The following is a 15,572-nucleotide window of genomic DNA, read 5'->3' on the forward strand; positions in this document are numbered from 1 at the left end:
ATTGCTCTTTTTATCCAATTTGGTGAATGGACCAAACAATGGGTAAAGTCCCTGATCCCAGATTCAAGCTAATTGTAAGCCCATTTGCATTATAGAATAAACCCACAGTATCTCCCGCATTTAAAGTCATATCACCTGAGAGAGTAACTGTTCCAGAACCCAATATAGTTCTCAGACTCAATAATAAAACAATATTCACATCTAGAATAGGAAATACACCAGTAATTAAATCAGTTGAAGTAGATATTCTTCTAACACTAAAAGTCGGACTAACTCCTGCACCGATAGCTATAGAAATAGTGGTAGTTGTTTGATAATTAATTGTTGCCTTAATAGAATATCTCCCTGTATTTGGTACTGTAAAAGTACCTGTAGTAGCATTAAAACTTGCACTACTATAGCTAGGCGAAGCAATATTCCAATTAGCAATTTGTTGCGAAGCACTAATCCCACTTAAGTTTGTTCTAGCCGAAAAACCGACAATAGGTACTGAAATGCCTGATGGACCAGTTACACCTGTGATTCCTGTCACTCCTGTTGGACCCGTGATCCCGGTAGATCCTGTTAGGCCAGTCAGACCTGTTACTCCCGTTGGGCCGGTTGTTCCTGTGAACCCTGAGGATCCTGTTAAACCCGTTAATCCCGTTAGACCGGTTGGTCCGATTGAGCCTGTTGAACCGGTTGGGCCCGTTAGTCCCGTAGGTCCTGTTGTTCCTGTTAAGCCGGTTGTTCCCGTTAAACCGATTGCTCCTGTGATCCCTGTTACTCCCGTTAGACCGGTTGGGCCTGCACTCCCCGTGATTCCTGTCGCTCCAGTACCACCCGATACTCCGGTACTTCCCGTGATACCGGTCACCCCTGTTGAACCCGTGACCCCCGTGGCTCCAGTTAGACCTGTTGCTCCACTCAAGCCTGTTGGACCTGTTAATCCGGTCAAGCCTGTTGGACCCGCTGTTCCTGTGATTCCTGTTGGTCCTGTTAAACCGGTGACTCCCGTCAAGCCGGATGGGCCTGTGGTCCCCGTCGCTCCTGTTAGCCCAGAATTTCCTGTCGCCCCAGTCAAACCGGTTACCCCTGTTAGGCCAGTTGATCCACTCAAGCCTGTTGGACCCGTTGTTCCTGTGATTCCTGTTGGACCTGTTGAACCAGTTACTCCTGTCAAACCGGTTGTTCCTGTTACTCCTGTTGTTCCAGTTAAACCAGTTACTCCTGTCAAGCCGATTGAACCGGTGATACCGGTCACTCCTGTTGAACCTGTTACTCCGGTTAAACCTATCGCTCCTGTGATTCCCGTTAGCCCTGTAGTTCCTGTCGCCCCTGTTAGACCCGTTACTCCCGCTATGCCTGTTGATCCAGTCGAACCTGTTACTCCAGTTACCCCTGTTAGACCCGTCGTACCGGATGAACCGGTGATTCCTGTTGAACCTGTAGCTCCTGTCAAACCGGTTGTTCCTGTTACTCCTGTTGATCCAGTTAAACCCGTTAATCCTGTCGAGCCGATTGAACCCGTAATTCCTGTTGTTCCTGTTATGCCCGTTGCTCCAGTACTTCCGGTGATACCGGTCACTCCTGTTGAACCCGTGGCTCCAATTAAACCAGTAGCTCCTGTCAAACCGGTTGATCCAGTTAAACCAGTTACTCCAGTCGAGCCGACTGACCCAGTAATTCCTGTGGTTCCTGTTAAGCCCGTTGAGCCAGTTAGACCTGGGATTCCCGTTAGCCCTGTGGTTCCTGTGACACCGGTTGAACCCGTATTTCCGGTCGTCCCTGTTAGACCTGTTACTCCTGTTAAACCTATTGCTCCGGTGATTCCGGTCGCTCCTGTTGAACCCGTAGCTCCTGTCAAGCCGGTTGTTCCTGTAATTCCTGTTAAACCTGTCAAACCTGCTGATCCTGTTATTCCTGTCGCTCCTGTTGGACCTGGTGCTCCAGTCAAGCCGATTGAACCCGTAATTCCTGTTGTTCCTGTTATGCCCGTTGCACCGGTAATTCCGGTGATACCGGTCACTCCTGTTGAACCTGTTACTCCGGTTAAACCTATTGCTCCTGTGATTCCCGTTAGCCCTGTAGTTCCTGTCGCCCCCGTTAGACCCGTCGTGCCGGATGAACCGGTGATTCCTGTTGAACCTGTAGCTCCTGTCAAACCGGTTGTTCCTGTTACTCCTGTCAAGCCGATTGAACCCGTAATTCCTGTTGTTCCTGTTAAGCCCGTTGCTCCAGTTGGACCTGTATTTCCCATTAGCCCTGTAGTTCCTGTGGCTCCAGTCAAACCGGTTACCCCTGTTAGACCTGTTAAACCGGTCAAGCCTACTGGACCCGTTGTTCCTGTGAATCCTGTTGGACCTGTTAAACCGGTCGAACCTGCTGATCCTGTTATACCCGTGGCTCCTGTTGGACCGGTGATTCCCGTTAGACCAGTTGAACCTGTGGCTCCAATTAAACCTGTAGCTCCTGTCAAACCGTTTACACCGGTTAGTCCAGTTGATCCGGTCAAGCCAGTTGGACCAGTTGTTCCTGTGAATCCTGTTAGACCTGTTACTCCAGTCAAGCCGATTGACCCTGTATTTCCTGTTGGTCCCGTTAAGCCCGTCGAACCTGTTGATCCAGTGATTCCTGTCACCCCTGTTAGACCTGTTACTCCGGTTAAACCTATTCCTCCTGTGACACCAGTTGGACCGGTTGTTCCCGTTACTCCTGTTGATCCAGTACTACCAGTAACTCCCATATTTCCTATTATGCCGGTCACTCCTGTTGAACCCGTGACTCCCGTGGCTCCTGTCAAACCGGTTGTTCCTGTTAAACCTGTTACTCCAGTCAAGCCGATTGACCCCGTAATTCCTGTTAAGCCCGTTGATCCAGTTGCACCTGTCACTCCTGTTGATCCAGTGATTCCGTTCGATCCTGTTAGACCTCTTACTCCCGTTGCGCCAGTTGAACCCGTGATTCCGGTCGTCCCTGTTAGACCTGTTACTCCCGTCAAGCCGGTTGAACCGGTGACTCCGGTGGATCCTGTTAAACCCGTTACTCCTGTCAAACCGCTTGACCCCGTAATTCCTGTTGCTCCTGTTAAGCCTATTGAGCCAGTTGGACCCGTTAGACCTGTATTTCCTGTGTTACCAGTTGAACCAGTAGTTCCAATGATTCCTGTCGGTCCAGTACCTCCTGGGATACCTGTCACTCCTGTTGAACCCGTTGGCCCCGTCAAGCCAATTGCTCCGGTGATTCCTATTGCGCCCGTTGAACCTGTGGCTCCCGTTAGACCCGTCGAACCGATTGAACCTGTCACTCCGGTTACACCCGCCAAGCCTGTTGGACCCGTGACCCCTGTCACTCCTGTTGAACCAGTAGTTCCCGTTATTCCTGTTGTTCCTGGTAAGCCCATTGAACCGGTGATTCCGGTTGATCCTGTTACTCCCGTCAAACCGATTGAACCTGTGACTCCTGTTGCTCCTGTTAAACCCGTTATTCCTGTTACTCCGGTGTTGCCAGTGGTTCCGGTACTCCCTGTAAGACCCATTAAACCAATTGGGCCTGTGATTCCAGTAGGTCCAGTCATTCCCGTTGAACCTGTGACTCCTGTCAAACCAGTAGGACCGGTTGAACCCATTATTCCAGTCTGGCCTATTGGCCCAGTGTTGCCTGTTGCACCAGTACTTCCCGTCACACCTGAAACTCCCGTAGCCCCTGTCAAGCCTGCGACTCCTGTTGCACCTGTTAATCCTATTTCTCCAGTTAGACCCGTGACACCGGTATTTCCTGTGCTCCCAGTGATACCTGGCGTGCCTGTGGGACCAGTAACGCCTGTGACTCCTGTTTCTCCAGTTGTTCCCGTCACCCCTGCGCTACCTGTTAAGCCAGTAGGTCCAGTCATTCCCGTTACTCCTGTCACACCATTAGGGCCGGTGGTTCCTATTGAACCAGTTACGCCAGTGGCTCCGGTTAATCCCATCACTCCAGTAGGACCGGTGATACCTGGCGCTCCAGTTAAACCATCTACCCCTGTTAGACCTGTCACTCCAGTAGCTCCAGTTAGACCGGTGTCCCCCGTTATACCAGTGATTCCCGTACTTCCAGTTAAGCCTATCGCACCAGTCATACCCGTTGGTCCAGTTGCACCTGTTATTCCTGTCTCACTGCCTGGTGGACCTGTTGGACCTGTTGCCCCTGTAGGACCCGTTATTGTTAATCCGCTTCTCCCAGGTATTCCTGGATAACCCCTCGGACCCATTGCACCTGTCGACCCTGTTGCGCCAGTCATACCTGTTACTCCGGTAACTCCTGTTGCACCCGTTACCCCTCTTCTGCACCATCTACACATCCGACAATTACATCTTTGATTACAAGCATGAGGGATATTTATTTCACCAGCTGCTCCTTCACTTACTTCTCTCAAGATTGGAACTAATATGGGATCTTGTAAAATCTCAGCCAAGAGTCTAAGAGACTCACCAGGAATCTCATGAATTTCCGGTGAAAATTCACCTATTCTATCCGGAAACAGCAATTGAAAAAGATATGTGAGCCTCTCTTCTACCTCTTCAACATCGAATAGGCCTTGGTCATACATATTACTTAACAATTGCCTCAATTGATTGATTTCCTCGATGATTCTCACATATCTCAAATTTCCTCTCTCCCTTATAGATTTTAATAAACTTTTTATCTATTTATTTTATATTCGTTTCATATTCAATTACCTATATGCTATTCCCATTAAAGTATTCTGTTTGTGTATTCGCCTGTAAAATAGACATTTGTAACAAAATAAACGGAATAAAGAAGCTTTAATTGAAGAGAAGAAATGGACACTGCAATTCACCACTTATACCTTTTCTTAACAATATAATAAACAATGAAAATACCGATAAAGTTCTTAAAAATATCAACAAAAGAGAAAGAACGATAAGGAACATATAATTGATGAATTTCATCAATCAGACTATAAAGTAAAGACAAAATGAAACAAACAATCATTTTCTTTTTTGTAAACTCTCCATTAGGATTGGCCTTAAAGGTACAGATAAGGAAAATAAATAAAATGCCAAACTCGATAAGATGCAATAATTCAAAAACAGTGCCAAGAATTACTAATATAGGAAAATCTAGTCTATAAGCATATATTTCAATTAATTGGGGGTTAAAATATTCAGATTGAAGCCAAATGAAAACCATATAACCAATCGTCATGAGCATCCAACTAACCTGTTTTCCGTATCTCCAAAGTACCAATGATTTACCCCCTAAGAATACGCACAGCTTTATTTTTCAATCGGTTTAATCCTGTTCTGAAGAAATATTTCCACAACAATAATTTATTTCTCCGCAAGAAAAGTGATTGTATGATTGTATCATCCTTCATTATTTGTTCTATCTGTATTACAACTGGAATAAGTGATGCTTCTGATCTGACAGTTTGTTTATCGACCCGTATCATTCGTCGACCAACAGACATTTTTAAAAGTCTATATAACTTTTTCTCTAATATAGCTATATAATATTTCGGCTGATGAAGAAGGGCATGATCATAAATGATTTCAAAAAAATGAAAGAAATACCCTTGTCTATGATAATCTTTATGTAAGCATAGTTTATCTATCTCCCATACCCGATCCTGTTGTTGAAAAATAGATGGGATTTTAGAAAAGCGAAAATACCTTTCTACTTCCACTTCTTCATGATAAGGAATAAATTCAATCGTACCGATAACGGTCGGGTCTCTTTTAGATAACAATAGTTGATACCTCTCGCCTGTTTGTGCATAAGGGTCTTTATGCCAACCATTTCTCTCACAAAAATATTCCCATGTAGCAGCAAAAGCCTCTTGTTCCTTCTGACTAGTTACTTTTTTAAACATATACTCACCACCTAAATAAAAAACGCAGAGCGCCCTGAAATAAACAAGTTAATCTCTTTTCTAGTAAAAAATCCTTATGTACAAAAGTACATAAGGACATTTCCTCAACTGTAGATATCTGTTTCCGGCTCTGGATCAGCAGGATCCTTAGGATCCTTTCCTCCCCCATGTCCTCCACCTTTCATGGTCATTTTTACATCTAGTACTTCCAGTTTTACTTCTCCCCACGGCTTTTTCATAAAATCACGAATCCTTTCTATTTTTTCTTTAGGAAAAGGAAATATTTACATTGCCTCCACCTGCCTCTGTAACAGTTGACTAAATAACTGGTTCTTATCTTTAGATAATTGAACAAATTCTCCGACTTGAACAACTTTACCTGCATCTAACACGATTACTTGATCGGCATCTCTAATGGTGGAGAGGCGATGAGCAATTACTATGATTGTCATTTTTCCTTTTAATTGTTCAATACTCTCTTGAATGTTCTTTTCATTTTCGGTATCTAAACTACTCGTTGCTTCATCAAGTATAAGAATTAAAGGATCTTTCAAAATAACTCTTGCTAAAACAAGCCTTTGTTTCTCACCACCAGATAACTTTATTCCTCGATCGCCAATGTAAGTTTCTAAAGATTCAGGTAATTTTTTCACAAAATCAGCTGCTGAAGCAAAGGACAAGGCTTGCCATAGTTCTTGATCTGTCGCATTCGGGCGAAGTAGTAGCAAGTTTTCTCTAATCGTACCGTTAAATAAGAAAGGCTCTTGAGAGACATAACCAATGCTCTGCCTTAATAAGGCAAGCGAATGATTGCTAATCTTTTGTCCATCAATATACAATGCGCCTTCCTGTGGTTGATTTAAGCCCATCAGTAAATCCACGAATGTACTTTTACCCGCACCTGATTTGCCGACAATTGCTGTCATCTTTTTTGATGGGATTATTACATTAATATCCTTTAAGGCATATTTCTCTTTAACGTAGCGAAAAGACACCTGTTGATAAGTAATACTGTTCTCTAATTTGAGTTTTTCATCTGATGAAATAAGTTCCTCGCGAGCTTGTTTACATTCACTTTGTAATAATTTTACCGCTTTAAAAGATGGGATAGCTGTTGTTATTTGTTCTAAAGAGGATTGAATACCTGCAACTCTCGGCCAAAGGCGAGAAAATATAACAACAATTAGTAATAGTGTTGCTGATTGAGCTTGAAATAATTGAATAGATAGATAAACAAAGACCGCGATGAATACAGCTAATGAAATTTTATAATTCAACTGTGAACGTAATCTCGTATTCATATAATTCACTTGCTCTTCTTGCATTTGAGCCGTCATTTCACCAGCCCAGCGTAGTTGTACTTCTTCTAAATGGTTAGATTTAATTTCCTTGATTCCCCCTAATTGGTCTGTTATTCCGGCTAGGAATTTTTTTCCTAACGTATAATTTTGTTTACCAAAAGCTTGTGTCAGCTTCAAATATTTCCTGTTCATATAAATGGCCACCATGCCAAGCAAAAGAACAAAGCTTGTAATATATGGAGACAGAATAAACGCCATGCCAATTTGCACGCAAGCGAAAATCAGATTCGTACATAATTGTAAAATAGACCTCGTACCACCACTTGTTTTAGCAATCTCGGTTAGCACGGTATGGATTAAATCGGAACTGCTCTTTTTCAGGAAAAAAGACCAATTACTCAACAATATGTCCTGATAGATACTCATCCGTAAATGTGTCAAAAAACCCATTTGTATGCGCGTATGCTTTATCATCACAGCTTTTTCAATAAGATGATGAACAGCTACAATGACAACAAAAATCAGTAAGATCAACGGCAGTACTACACTAGATGGTACATACTCGAATAAGGAAAAAGAGGATAAAAAGGAGTTTTCTAAGCCGAAATCGACCATACCGGTAAAATGAATCAATGGGATTAGTAAAAGGATAGCTAATCCATCTAAAAGACTGACAATTGTAACTGCTATTAAGCTAGCGAATAGTCTCCAACCAGCGTATTGGTAAACTTGTTTTAAAAAATAGATAATATCCTTCAAGTAACCACCCCTTGTTCCTAAAAAGAACATTTATATTCTATATAACGAACTAACATTATCAATTTACCATGATTCACCACTAGACGTCAATAAAAATTAGGTTAAACGAACTATGTTTAATTACATTCATAATGGTTTACACTGATTTCCTCATCTAAAGTACTATTAAACACAAATATATAGTAAAAAAGCGACAGTAAGCGCATAAGATAACCTATCTAGAAAAGGAGGCGAGAAAAAGTGATTTTTATTATCAAAGATTATTTCGAGAATAATGCACCAACGATTAAGAATTACGATACCGCGATGATTCGTTTAAAAATAACAAATTTACATCCAACCACTTCGTTGTCATTTAACATTCACAACATCACGATTACCGTTAGGGCAAATGAAACATTCGAGGGAAACTTTGCTCCGTTTAACACGCTCTCTGTGCAATCATCTGTCCCTTTTAGATGTTATGTAAGTTCTTGGTTAAATAATGACGAACTCAAACCTGAGCCTGAATCACCTCCAAGAAATGTAGAAAACTTAATGATTCATCAAGTAACTGCTACTAGCGTTACGTTACAATGGGACCCACCTCTTTATCATGATGGAATTACCTCTTATGACATTTCTCAAAATGACCAATTTAGAGAGAATGTCGTCAATCCTTCTGTCACTTTAGCAAACTTGTCCCCATCCACCTTTTATACTTTTACCGTACAAGCAAAAAATGAAGCTGGTCAAACCTCTACAGGGGTTAGCATTACCGTTACTACCTTAGAATTAGACGAAACACCACCTACTTTAACGGTGACACCTAGTGGCTTTTTTTCACAATCACACGAAATTACTATTACTTCAAGTGAACCAGCGACGATCTATTATACTTTAAATGGAGACGAACCCACTTCAACAAGCCCGGTTTATTCAGGTCCATTTATAATTACTGAAACCACAACCTTACAGGCTTACGCAATAGATAATACTGGAAACAAGAGTGCGCTACAATCTGCCTTATATCAAAAAATTGGCATTCAAACTGAGGGTATTATTCTTCATTATGACTTTACCAACCGTTCAGGGGAAACGAATAATTCTATTAGTGATACGATTCATGGGGTCGTTGCTTCCTTAATAGGTCTTTCACATGATGGAGTGAGCGATGGTTATGTGACAGATCAAGGTTTATTAGTCAATCGCGAGGATTATGTAGAAATACCGACAAATGCCTCCCCACTGAATCAACTCATTACTTTTGAAAATGGATTAACTATCCAAATGGCCAGCTTCAACACAAATGGATCGCACTGGAAAACAGTAGATGGGAAATTCACAGCTGCACGCTCAGATGTATTTATTCCGTATTTGACTACAACAGGACAGCAAAACACAAGAGCAATTAATTCATATTGGTTTAAAGATGAACAAGGACAAAAGAAAAGTTATCAAGATTGGCTAAACCCTATTGATTCACATGCGATTAATCTCTTTACACTCAGATTTAATACCGATCAAACAGCCAGTCTCTTTATCAATGATGCAATCAATGATAATGGTCCAAGACCTGTACCTAATGATTTTGCTAGTACCGTAAATGCGCTTATTCAATCACCACTTCAATTAAGAAAGGACTTTGTCGCACACAATCAAGCACCTGAAATCATTGTGGCTTTTGCAATTTATAATCGCGCATTAACGGATGAGGAAGTAAAAAACAATTATGACTATTATCAGCAAACAGAACAATTAATTGGCATTTCTGCGTTACCACAAACCATCTCTTTAGCCATTGGTGAAAGCCAAAAGTTATTTATTGAAGCCATTCCAAGTCAATACACTTCAGACCTCACCCTTGATTTCCAAAGTAATAATGAACAAATAGTAGAAGTAGATAACAGAGGCCGTATAAAGGCATTAACCGCAGGGACGACGTCCGTAAATGTAATGGCTGCCTACGAAGAACAGAGCTTTACGACAACTATTCCTATAGATGTGCAATTATCTCCCTCTCTCCCCCCATCTAATCGGACGATCACCGAGATTGTTATTAATAAGAAGAAGGAAACGATGGTTGTTGGTGAAGCGACTGTATTGATGGCGACTGCATTATCAGAAGGATTACCTTTTGATGTGCTAAATGATAATATTGTCTTCTGGGAAAGTGAAAATATTCATATCGCCACAGTACAATATGGAGTGGTTGAAGCACTTACGAGCGGTACAACGACTATTACTGCTTATGATAGTAGTAAAACAATTGCTGCAAGCTTTACTTTGACTGTATCTGAACGAGCGGAGCAACCGATTGAGGAAGCCGACATTTTGTATGTGAATGCAGAACAATATGATATACATTTGGATGAAACAAACGCTCTTGCAACTACTAACGGGATTCAAGCAGCATTTGATGATGCCTTACTAGGCCCATATAAAAAAGTCATTTTCCCCTACGGCCATTATTTAATTAATCCAACTGTTAGAACATTGTTTCCTCCGACTAATATCATCATTGATTTCAGTGATAGTAAGATTCAAATTGAAGCAAGTGAAAAGACAAAAACTGGGTACAGAATGTTCTATTTTACTAATCTTGAAAATACAAAACTCTTAAACGCCCATATTTATGGCGAAAGAAACGATACAACTGTTGCAGAATCTACTGAAGGTTGCCTGAGTGTGCTCATTGATGATTGTAAAAATGTCTCCTTTGAGTCATGTACGTTTAATCAATCACCAGGATTTAATTTCATCACTGGAACAATTCATAACCGTGAGCTCGGAGAAGTGAAAAGTGATACGGTTGTTAGCTGGTCACATTTTGAACCAGGAGATATAGATGATCAAGGGAATGCGCGTGCAGAAATAAACAATCATCGTTTTCGCTCATCTACCTATTTAAATATTTCAGGACTGGGTAGTTATTATTTGTTAGGTTACACTCAAGGTTATCAAGGGTTCCGTTATTTACGATCCAGACTGTATTCTATATACTTTTACGATGAAAATCACCTATTCATTTCTTCCCAAACTTATAATCTACAATTTTACAATTATGATAAGCCACAAGCGGCAAAATGGGTCAAAATTGTCATTTATCAAGAAGCCCCCCCTGCAGATGGCGATACCGACTTTAACGGCGCAGTCGCTTTCCTTCGTACCATTGGCATGCCAAGACAATGTAAAATTAAAAACTGTCATTTTGAAGAAAACACCAGCACAGGACTTGCGATGTGTGGTGGTCAAGAATGGTTAATTGAAGGAAATACATTTGTTAATAATAAAGGACGAACACCAGGCTGTGACATTGATTGGGAAGATGGCTGGGATGCAATGGCGTTGGATGTTGTTAGGTATAACCGTTTTACTTCGCCTCTAGGTATTATCTTAAGTGCTGGTAGCAGTTTAGCTATTTATGAAAACGAATTTACTATGTCAACAATGAAGGCATGGGGAAGAACACAAAACTTTAGAATTTATAATAATATTTTTATGGGTAAAGGCGCAATCACCAATGACTTTAGTACGCAGGCAGAATCCATTCTCGCCAGAAATATATTTACCGATGGTGCCGGTTTTACCACTGGTAAAGAACATGAGAATGGATCCTATCAAGTTCACACTTACCAGAATACTACTATTTAAAAAAGCCAATATCACGTCTAGGACTAGACAAGAATCACCTAAAATATTGCTGCTAAGAAGAGAGCATTCTATCTCTTCTCTTCGCTTGCAAGCGTCTTAGTATAGTCAAAACCATTTTTAAAATATATTGGAATTCGTCCGTTCGGTAAAATACGATTATATATAATAAATTAGGCAGCACTAAACTTACAAATAAGTAAATAAGAAAAGTAGAAAAACTGACAGGAGAAAACTGCATAAGAATGATTTTCGTTAATAAATAAGCTACCAATCCTATCAACATAAGAGACAAATAAGAAGTAAAATATTGTCTTACTGGTAGCTTAAACAATTTTTTATAGACCACATAGGGGGTAAACCAAAAAGGAACGAAAAGAGCACTAAGGAAATGCCCTAAAAATATGCCAGTAATCCCTAGAAATTGTACAAGGACAAGTGCAAATATTAAGCTGATTCCTGCTTGTAATAGCGGTGCATATTGATCTTCTCGAAATAAACCCGCTGTTGTTTTTATTGCTGATATAGAATTTCGCATGCCACGTTCATAGAACGTCAATAACAGAATGACGAGTAACGCTTCTTGATAAAACAAGAAGTCGCTTCCTAACCAGATTCTTATAAACGGCTCTAATGTAAATGCCAATACAATGGTTAACGAAGAATACAGCCAAAAATTTACTAAACGATAACATTTATAAATCGCTATGATCTTCACCATCGATTCATTAGCCACGAGATTGCCAACACTATGATACACATTACTAAATACCTGGTTAATAAACGTACGAGCAATATCAATGACCATTTTATAATTCGAATAAATTCCAACAGCCACTAAGCTAACAAAGGATGCAATCAGAAGATGCTCTGTCCCGAATAATAAATAATTCCCTATGTTTTGAATAACAATCGCCTTCACGTTGGTAGTGATTTGTCCCTTTGTTATTTCATCTAATTTACCCTCCACCTTCTCGCGCAAATATGGGTACATTCGATTGACCATCACAGCAAGGATAATGGAATTGGCAATTGTAATAACACTATCAATTATTAAATAAAGTAAATAATTTTGAGTATAAGATAAAATAGCTATTTTCATTACGGCCGTTACTATCGATGAAACTGTGTAAACAGCTGTAACAATATAACCACGCTGTGCGACATTCAGAAATGAATTTTTATGAATGTAAAAATAGGGAGCAACTGTATTAAGCAAAAAGATAAAGTAAATGAGTTCTACATCCTCAATATTCGCCCCTTTTACAAAAAAATCAAGGAACGGAAAAAGCAATAAACCGAGTACGAAGACAATTGCTGCAATAACCATATACGCTTGACGATAAAATTTCATAAGAATGCGGATCTTCATATAATCATTGTCCGCAACAGGCTTATATAAACTGTACATAATGCTAGCACCTAGTCCTGCTTCAGCGAGCGTAAGCATCGCTAAAAGATTCGTAAACAAACCATTAATCCCTAAATATTCTACACCTAATGTTTGGATAAAAATTGTTCTTGATAAGAAGCTTAACATGGTAATAATCAACTGATTGGTTAAACCTGCTGTTATATTAATTAGAGAGTAGCGTGATCTCATTTTGTCCCCTTCTCACTTTCTTTGTTCACACCCATTAGCTCACAGCTTGTCTATCTTTCTTTGTCTCCTGATATCTTCTTTTCTCTGCCAATAACCTTAGCGACATCCCTTGCGTAAACGGAAGGATATCAAACAATTGGGAATAAACGCCAATATCCTTTGTGTCTCCTTGTGAGAAGTCAATCGCTCCCGTCCTTCTCGTTACCTTCATCAAATAATGAATAGCTTTATCTCTACCTTGGCAACACTGATCCGCAATCTCCTCGATATAAGCAGCATGAGCTAAGAAATATCCTAATGTCGCCGTTGTCGAAGAGTCCGCTCTCGCTTCTTTTCTAGTCATTAACCAACTCCAGGAACCAGAGTCTTGCTGTAGACTCAAAATGACTTTTGCCAATTGTGTTATCCTTAACTCTAATTCATGTTTATAATGATGATGATTCGGTAACTCCTTCCACGAATCAATCACGCCTAGCGCTAACCATGCCATTCCTCGTCCCCATCCATATAGTCCAGTCCCCACCTTTGATTTTATATGATAAGCATGAGCGGGTACTGCCATCTGACTACTCATCCCATAAGTAAAAAAGGATTCTATTTGATGAATCGCAAGGTCAATGCATTCCGGCTTATTATTTTTCACACCGTAAGTAATCAGAAAAGGGCAAATAAAACCAATCGTATCGACGTACCGATAGTCTACCATTGACTTTCTATACATGACGGTTCCATCCTTCCCAATATGTGCTTGAATCACTTGCCACATTTCATCCATTGCTTGCTGATAACACTCACCATTTAACCGATTATTTTTAAGGATTGCATAAGCTAAGATTGCACCATCTATCTGTTGTGGACATGTTTTCCATTCACCAGAGGGAGTGATTTTCTTATTGATAAAACGATCGACTTCTGAAATAAACTGGGGTGATGGTAATGCCATTAACAAAGCTGCCTCTTGCCAATATTGGATCTCGCCTCTTGTATATTGTCCTTTGATGATATCTAAAGCCACCCAACGCCTTTGGTCGGTTAAAGGTACTTTCGGTGTTCGCTTTAACCAACGAGCGACTGTAGTGATGATAGGTTTCTCCCAATCGCGTTCATTTTCATATTTGCCAAAATGAATCCGTGAAAACCAAGTTTTAAATATAAGAAATAAATCCAAACCGATTGCTCCAACCAAAATCAGTATGAAAAAGGCTAACGGCCATATAATCATTAAAGATTCGCCTACCCTACTTTTATATATTGGTAAAAACGCTTGATTTCGTCTTCTGTTCCAAGTTTCTCTTTCCCTAGTCCCTCCATTAACTGATGCTGTAAAGATTCATCTGCAAATAATTGTACAATCGTTTCTGCAAGTGATTCTGCTGTCATATTTGCGATTAGCCCCGTCTGTCCATGATTAATTTGATCGCCTGCTGTGCTATAGTTTGTGACAATCACTGGCTTGTACAATATTTTGGCTTCCTCAACAGCAACTGACTTTCCTTCAAAGCGCGAAGGCTGAATATATATATCTGCCCAGCGAATATATGGATAAGGATTCTCCTTTATTCCGATAAATTTCACTTCTTCTTCTAATTGATACTTTGTAGATAACTGGATTAAATTCTCCCTTTCGCTACCTTCTCCTAAGATGAGCCATTTAAATGGTACACCTTTTTTCTTCAGTAACGCAGCTGTCTCTAAAGCTAAGTCAAAACCTTTTTGTCGATGTAATCGTCCAATAGATAAAAGCTTCAATCCTGGAAATGGTAAAGGCATCTCATTCATAGACAACGTTTGAATAGTCGATTTAGATAAGATATTTTGTATGACTTTTATTTTCTGTTGATATTCTGGAAATTGTTGACGTAATACTTCGGCACAGGAATCTGACACTGTCATAATACCGTCCAACTGCTGAAAGTATGGAGAGTCCAACGTTTTATCCATGCCCATTTGTTTATAATCATTATGGATAAACCCTATTTTCCTCTTTGCTTTTACTTTTTCTAGACAAAAATAAATAGGATTCTTTTCTAAGAATCCTATGGCAACATCATATTCTTTTTTTACACTAGATAAGCATGGGGATATATATTTCCACACTTTTTGTTCACAAACAGCTCCATTATTTTCCGTTCTAAAAATACGGGCTGCCCTTATACGAGAAATGGCGAGATCAAACCTTCGAGATGAAATAGCTTTTAACACATTATCGATGACTCTGCCATCAAAGTAACGAAATTCCTCTTGTTCATTTAAAATGGTTACTTCATTTGGCACGATATTCAAAAATACACCTTCCTTTTTAAATAACAGCAAGTCCACCTCATATCTTTTATAGTCAATGGCATGTAATAATGAGATAAGTGCCTTTTCTGCACCGCCACATTGGAGGTTATTCATCACAAAGAGTAGTTTTGTTTTCATGCTT

The 15,572-nt window shown here is 40.2% G+C and carries 9 protein-coding genes; 1 reads left to right on the forward strand and 8 read right to left on the reverse strand.

Annotated features, from left to right (window positions below; all coding sequences use genetic code 11):
• Window positions 1–10 precede the first annotated feature (10 nt).
• The 5 genes from U9M49_RS19230 to U9M49_RS19250 all read right to left on the reverse strand — a co-directional run bounded on the left by U9M49_RS19230 (window position 11) and on the right by U9M49_RS19250 (window position 7,914).
• Complete coding sequence (locus U9M49_RS19230) at window positions 11–4,318, reverse strand: beta strand repeat-containing protein (RefSeq protein ID WP_416337111.1); 4,308 nt, start codon at window positions 4,316–4,318, stop codon at window positions 11–13.
• 497 nt (window positions 4,319–4,815) lie between these two features.
• The gene (locus tag U9M49_RS19235; RefSeq protein ID WP_095372117.1) at window positions 4,816–5,229 is read right to left on the reverse strand and encodes a VanZ family protein; all 414 of its coding nucleotides are present in this window, start codon (window positions 5,227–5,229) and stop codon (window positions 4,816–4,818) included.
• Between the two features lie 4 nt (window positions 5,230–5,233).
• Complete coding sequence (locus U9M49_RS19240) at window positions 5,234–5,854, reverse strand: hypothetical protein (protein ID WP_095372116.1); 621 nt, start codon at window positions 5,852–5,854, stop codon at window positions 5,234–5,236.
• Between the two features lie 104 nt (window positions 5,855–5,958).
• Window positions 5,959–6,093 (reverse strand): paeninodin family lasso peptide, encoded by a 135-nt coding sequence (locus U9M49_RS19245; RefSeq protein WP_157733909.1) that lies wholly within the window; start codon window positions 6,091–6,093, stop codon window positions 5,959–5,961.
• Window positions 6,094–6,138: 45 nt separating this feature from the next.
• On the reverse strand, window positions 6,139–7,914 hold the full coding sequence (locus tag U9M49_RS19250) for an ABC transporter ATP-binding protein (protein ID WP_322910395.1): 1,776 nt from the start codon (window positions 7,912–7,914) through the stop codon (window positions 6,139–6,141).
• 240 nt (window positions 7,915–8,154) lie between these two features.
• Here U9M49_RS19250 and U9M49_RS19255 point away from each other — a divergent pair, with 240 nt between their 5' ends.
• Window positions 8,155–11,547 (forward strand): chitobiase/beta-hexosaminidase C-terminal domain-containing protein, encoded by a 3,393-nt coding sequence (locus U9M49_RS19255; protein ID WP_095372114.1) that lies wholly within the window; start codon window positions 8,155–8,157, stop codon window positions 11,545–11,547.
• A gap of 52 nt (window positions 11,548–11,599) precedes the next feature.
• Here U9M49_RS19255 and U9M49_RS19260 read toward each other — a convergent pair whose 3' ends face one another.
• Genes U9M49_RS19260 through U9M49_RS19270 form a run of 3 tightly spaced genes read right to left on the reverse strand, consistent with a single transcriptional unit; the run spans window position 11,600 to window position 15,568 of the window.
• The gene (locus tag U9M49_RS19260) at window positions 11,600–13,147 is read right to left on the reverse strand and encodes a lipopolysaccharide biosynthesis protein (protein WP_095372113.1); all 1,548 of its coding nucleotides are present in this window, start codon (window positions 13,145–13,147) and stop codon (window positions 11,600–11,602) included.
• A gap of 34 nt (window positions 13,148–13,181) precedes the next feature.
• On the reverse strand, window positions 13,182–14,369 hold the full coding sequence (locus U9M49_RS19265) for a glycoside hydrolase family 88 protein (protein ID WP_322910396.1): 1,188 nt from the start codon (window positions 14,367–14,369) through the stop codon (window positions 13,182–13,184).
• 11 nt (window positions 14,370–14,380) lie between these two features.
• Window positions 14,381–15,568, reverse strand: coding sequence for a glycosyltransferase (locus U9M49_RS19270; protein WP_307318098.1), 1,188 nt, complete (start codon window positions 15,566–15,568; stop codon window positions 14,381–14,383).
• Window positions 15,569–15,572: the final 4 nt, after the last annotated feature.

It is taken from the genome of Cytobacillus sp. OWB-43 (assembly GCF_034651445.1).
In the GTDB taxonomy this organism is placed as follows: domain Bacteria; phylum Bacillota; class Bacilli; order Bacillales; family Cytobacillaceae; genus Cytobacillus; species Cytobacillus kochii.

Bases quoted from the DNA above. Each gene is read 5' to 3' on its own strand.
- U9M49_RS19230 (WP_416337111.1), bottom strand. From the start codon at position 4,318: ATGTGTAGATGGTGCAGAAGAGGGGTAACGGGTGCAACAGGAGTTACC.
- U9M49_RS19240 (WP_095372116.1), bottom strand. From the start codon at position 5,854: ATGTTTAAAAAAGTAACTAGTCAGAAGGAACAAGAGGCTTTTGCTGCT.
- U9M49_RS19245 (WP_157733909.1), bottom strand. From the start codon at position 6,093: ATGAAAAAGCCGTGGGGAGAAGTAAAACTGGAAGTACTAGATGTAAAA.
- U9M49_RS19260 (WP_095372113.1), bottom strand. From the start codon at position 13,147: ATGAGATCACGCTACTCTCTAATTAATATAACAGCAGGTTTAACCAAT.
- U9M49_RS19265 (WP_322910396.1), bottom strand. From the start codon at position 14,369: ATGATTATATGGCCGTTAGCCTTTTTCATACTGATTTTGGTTGGAGCA.
- U9M49_RS19270 (WP_307318098.1), bottom strand. From the start codon at position 15,568: ATGAAAACAAAACTACTCTTTGTGATGAATAACCTCCAATGTGGCGGT.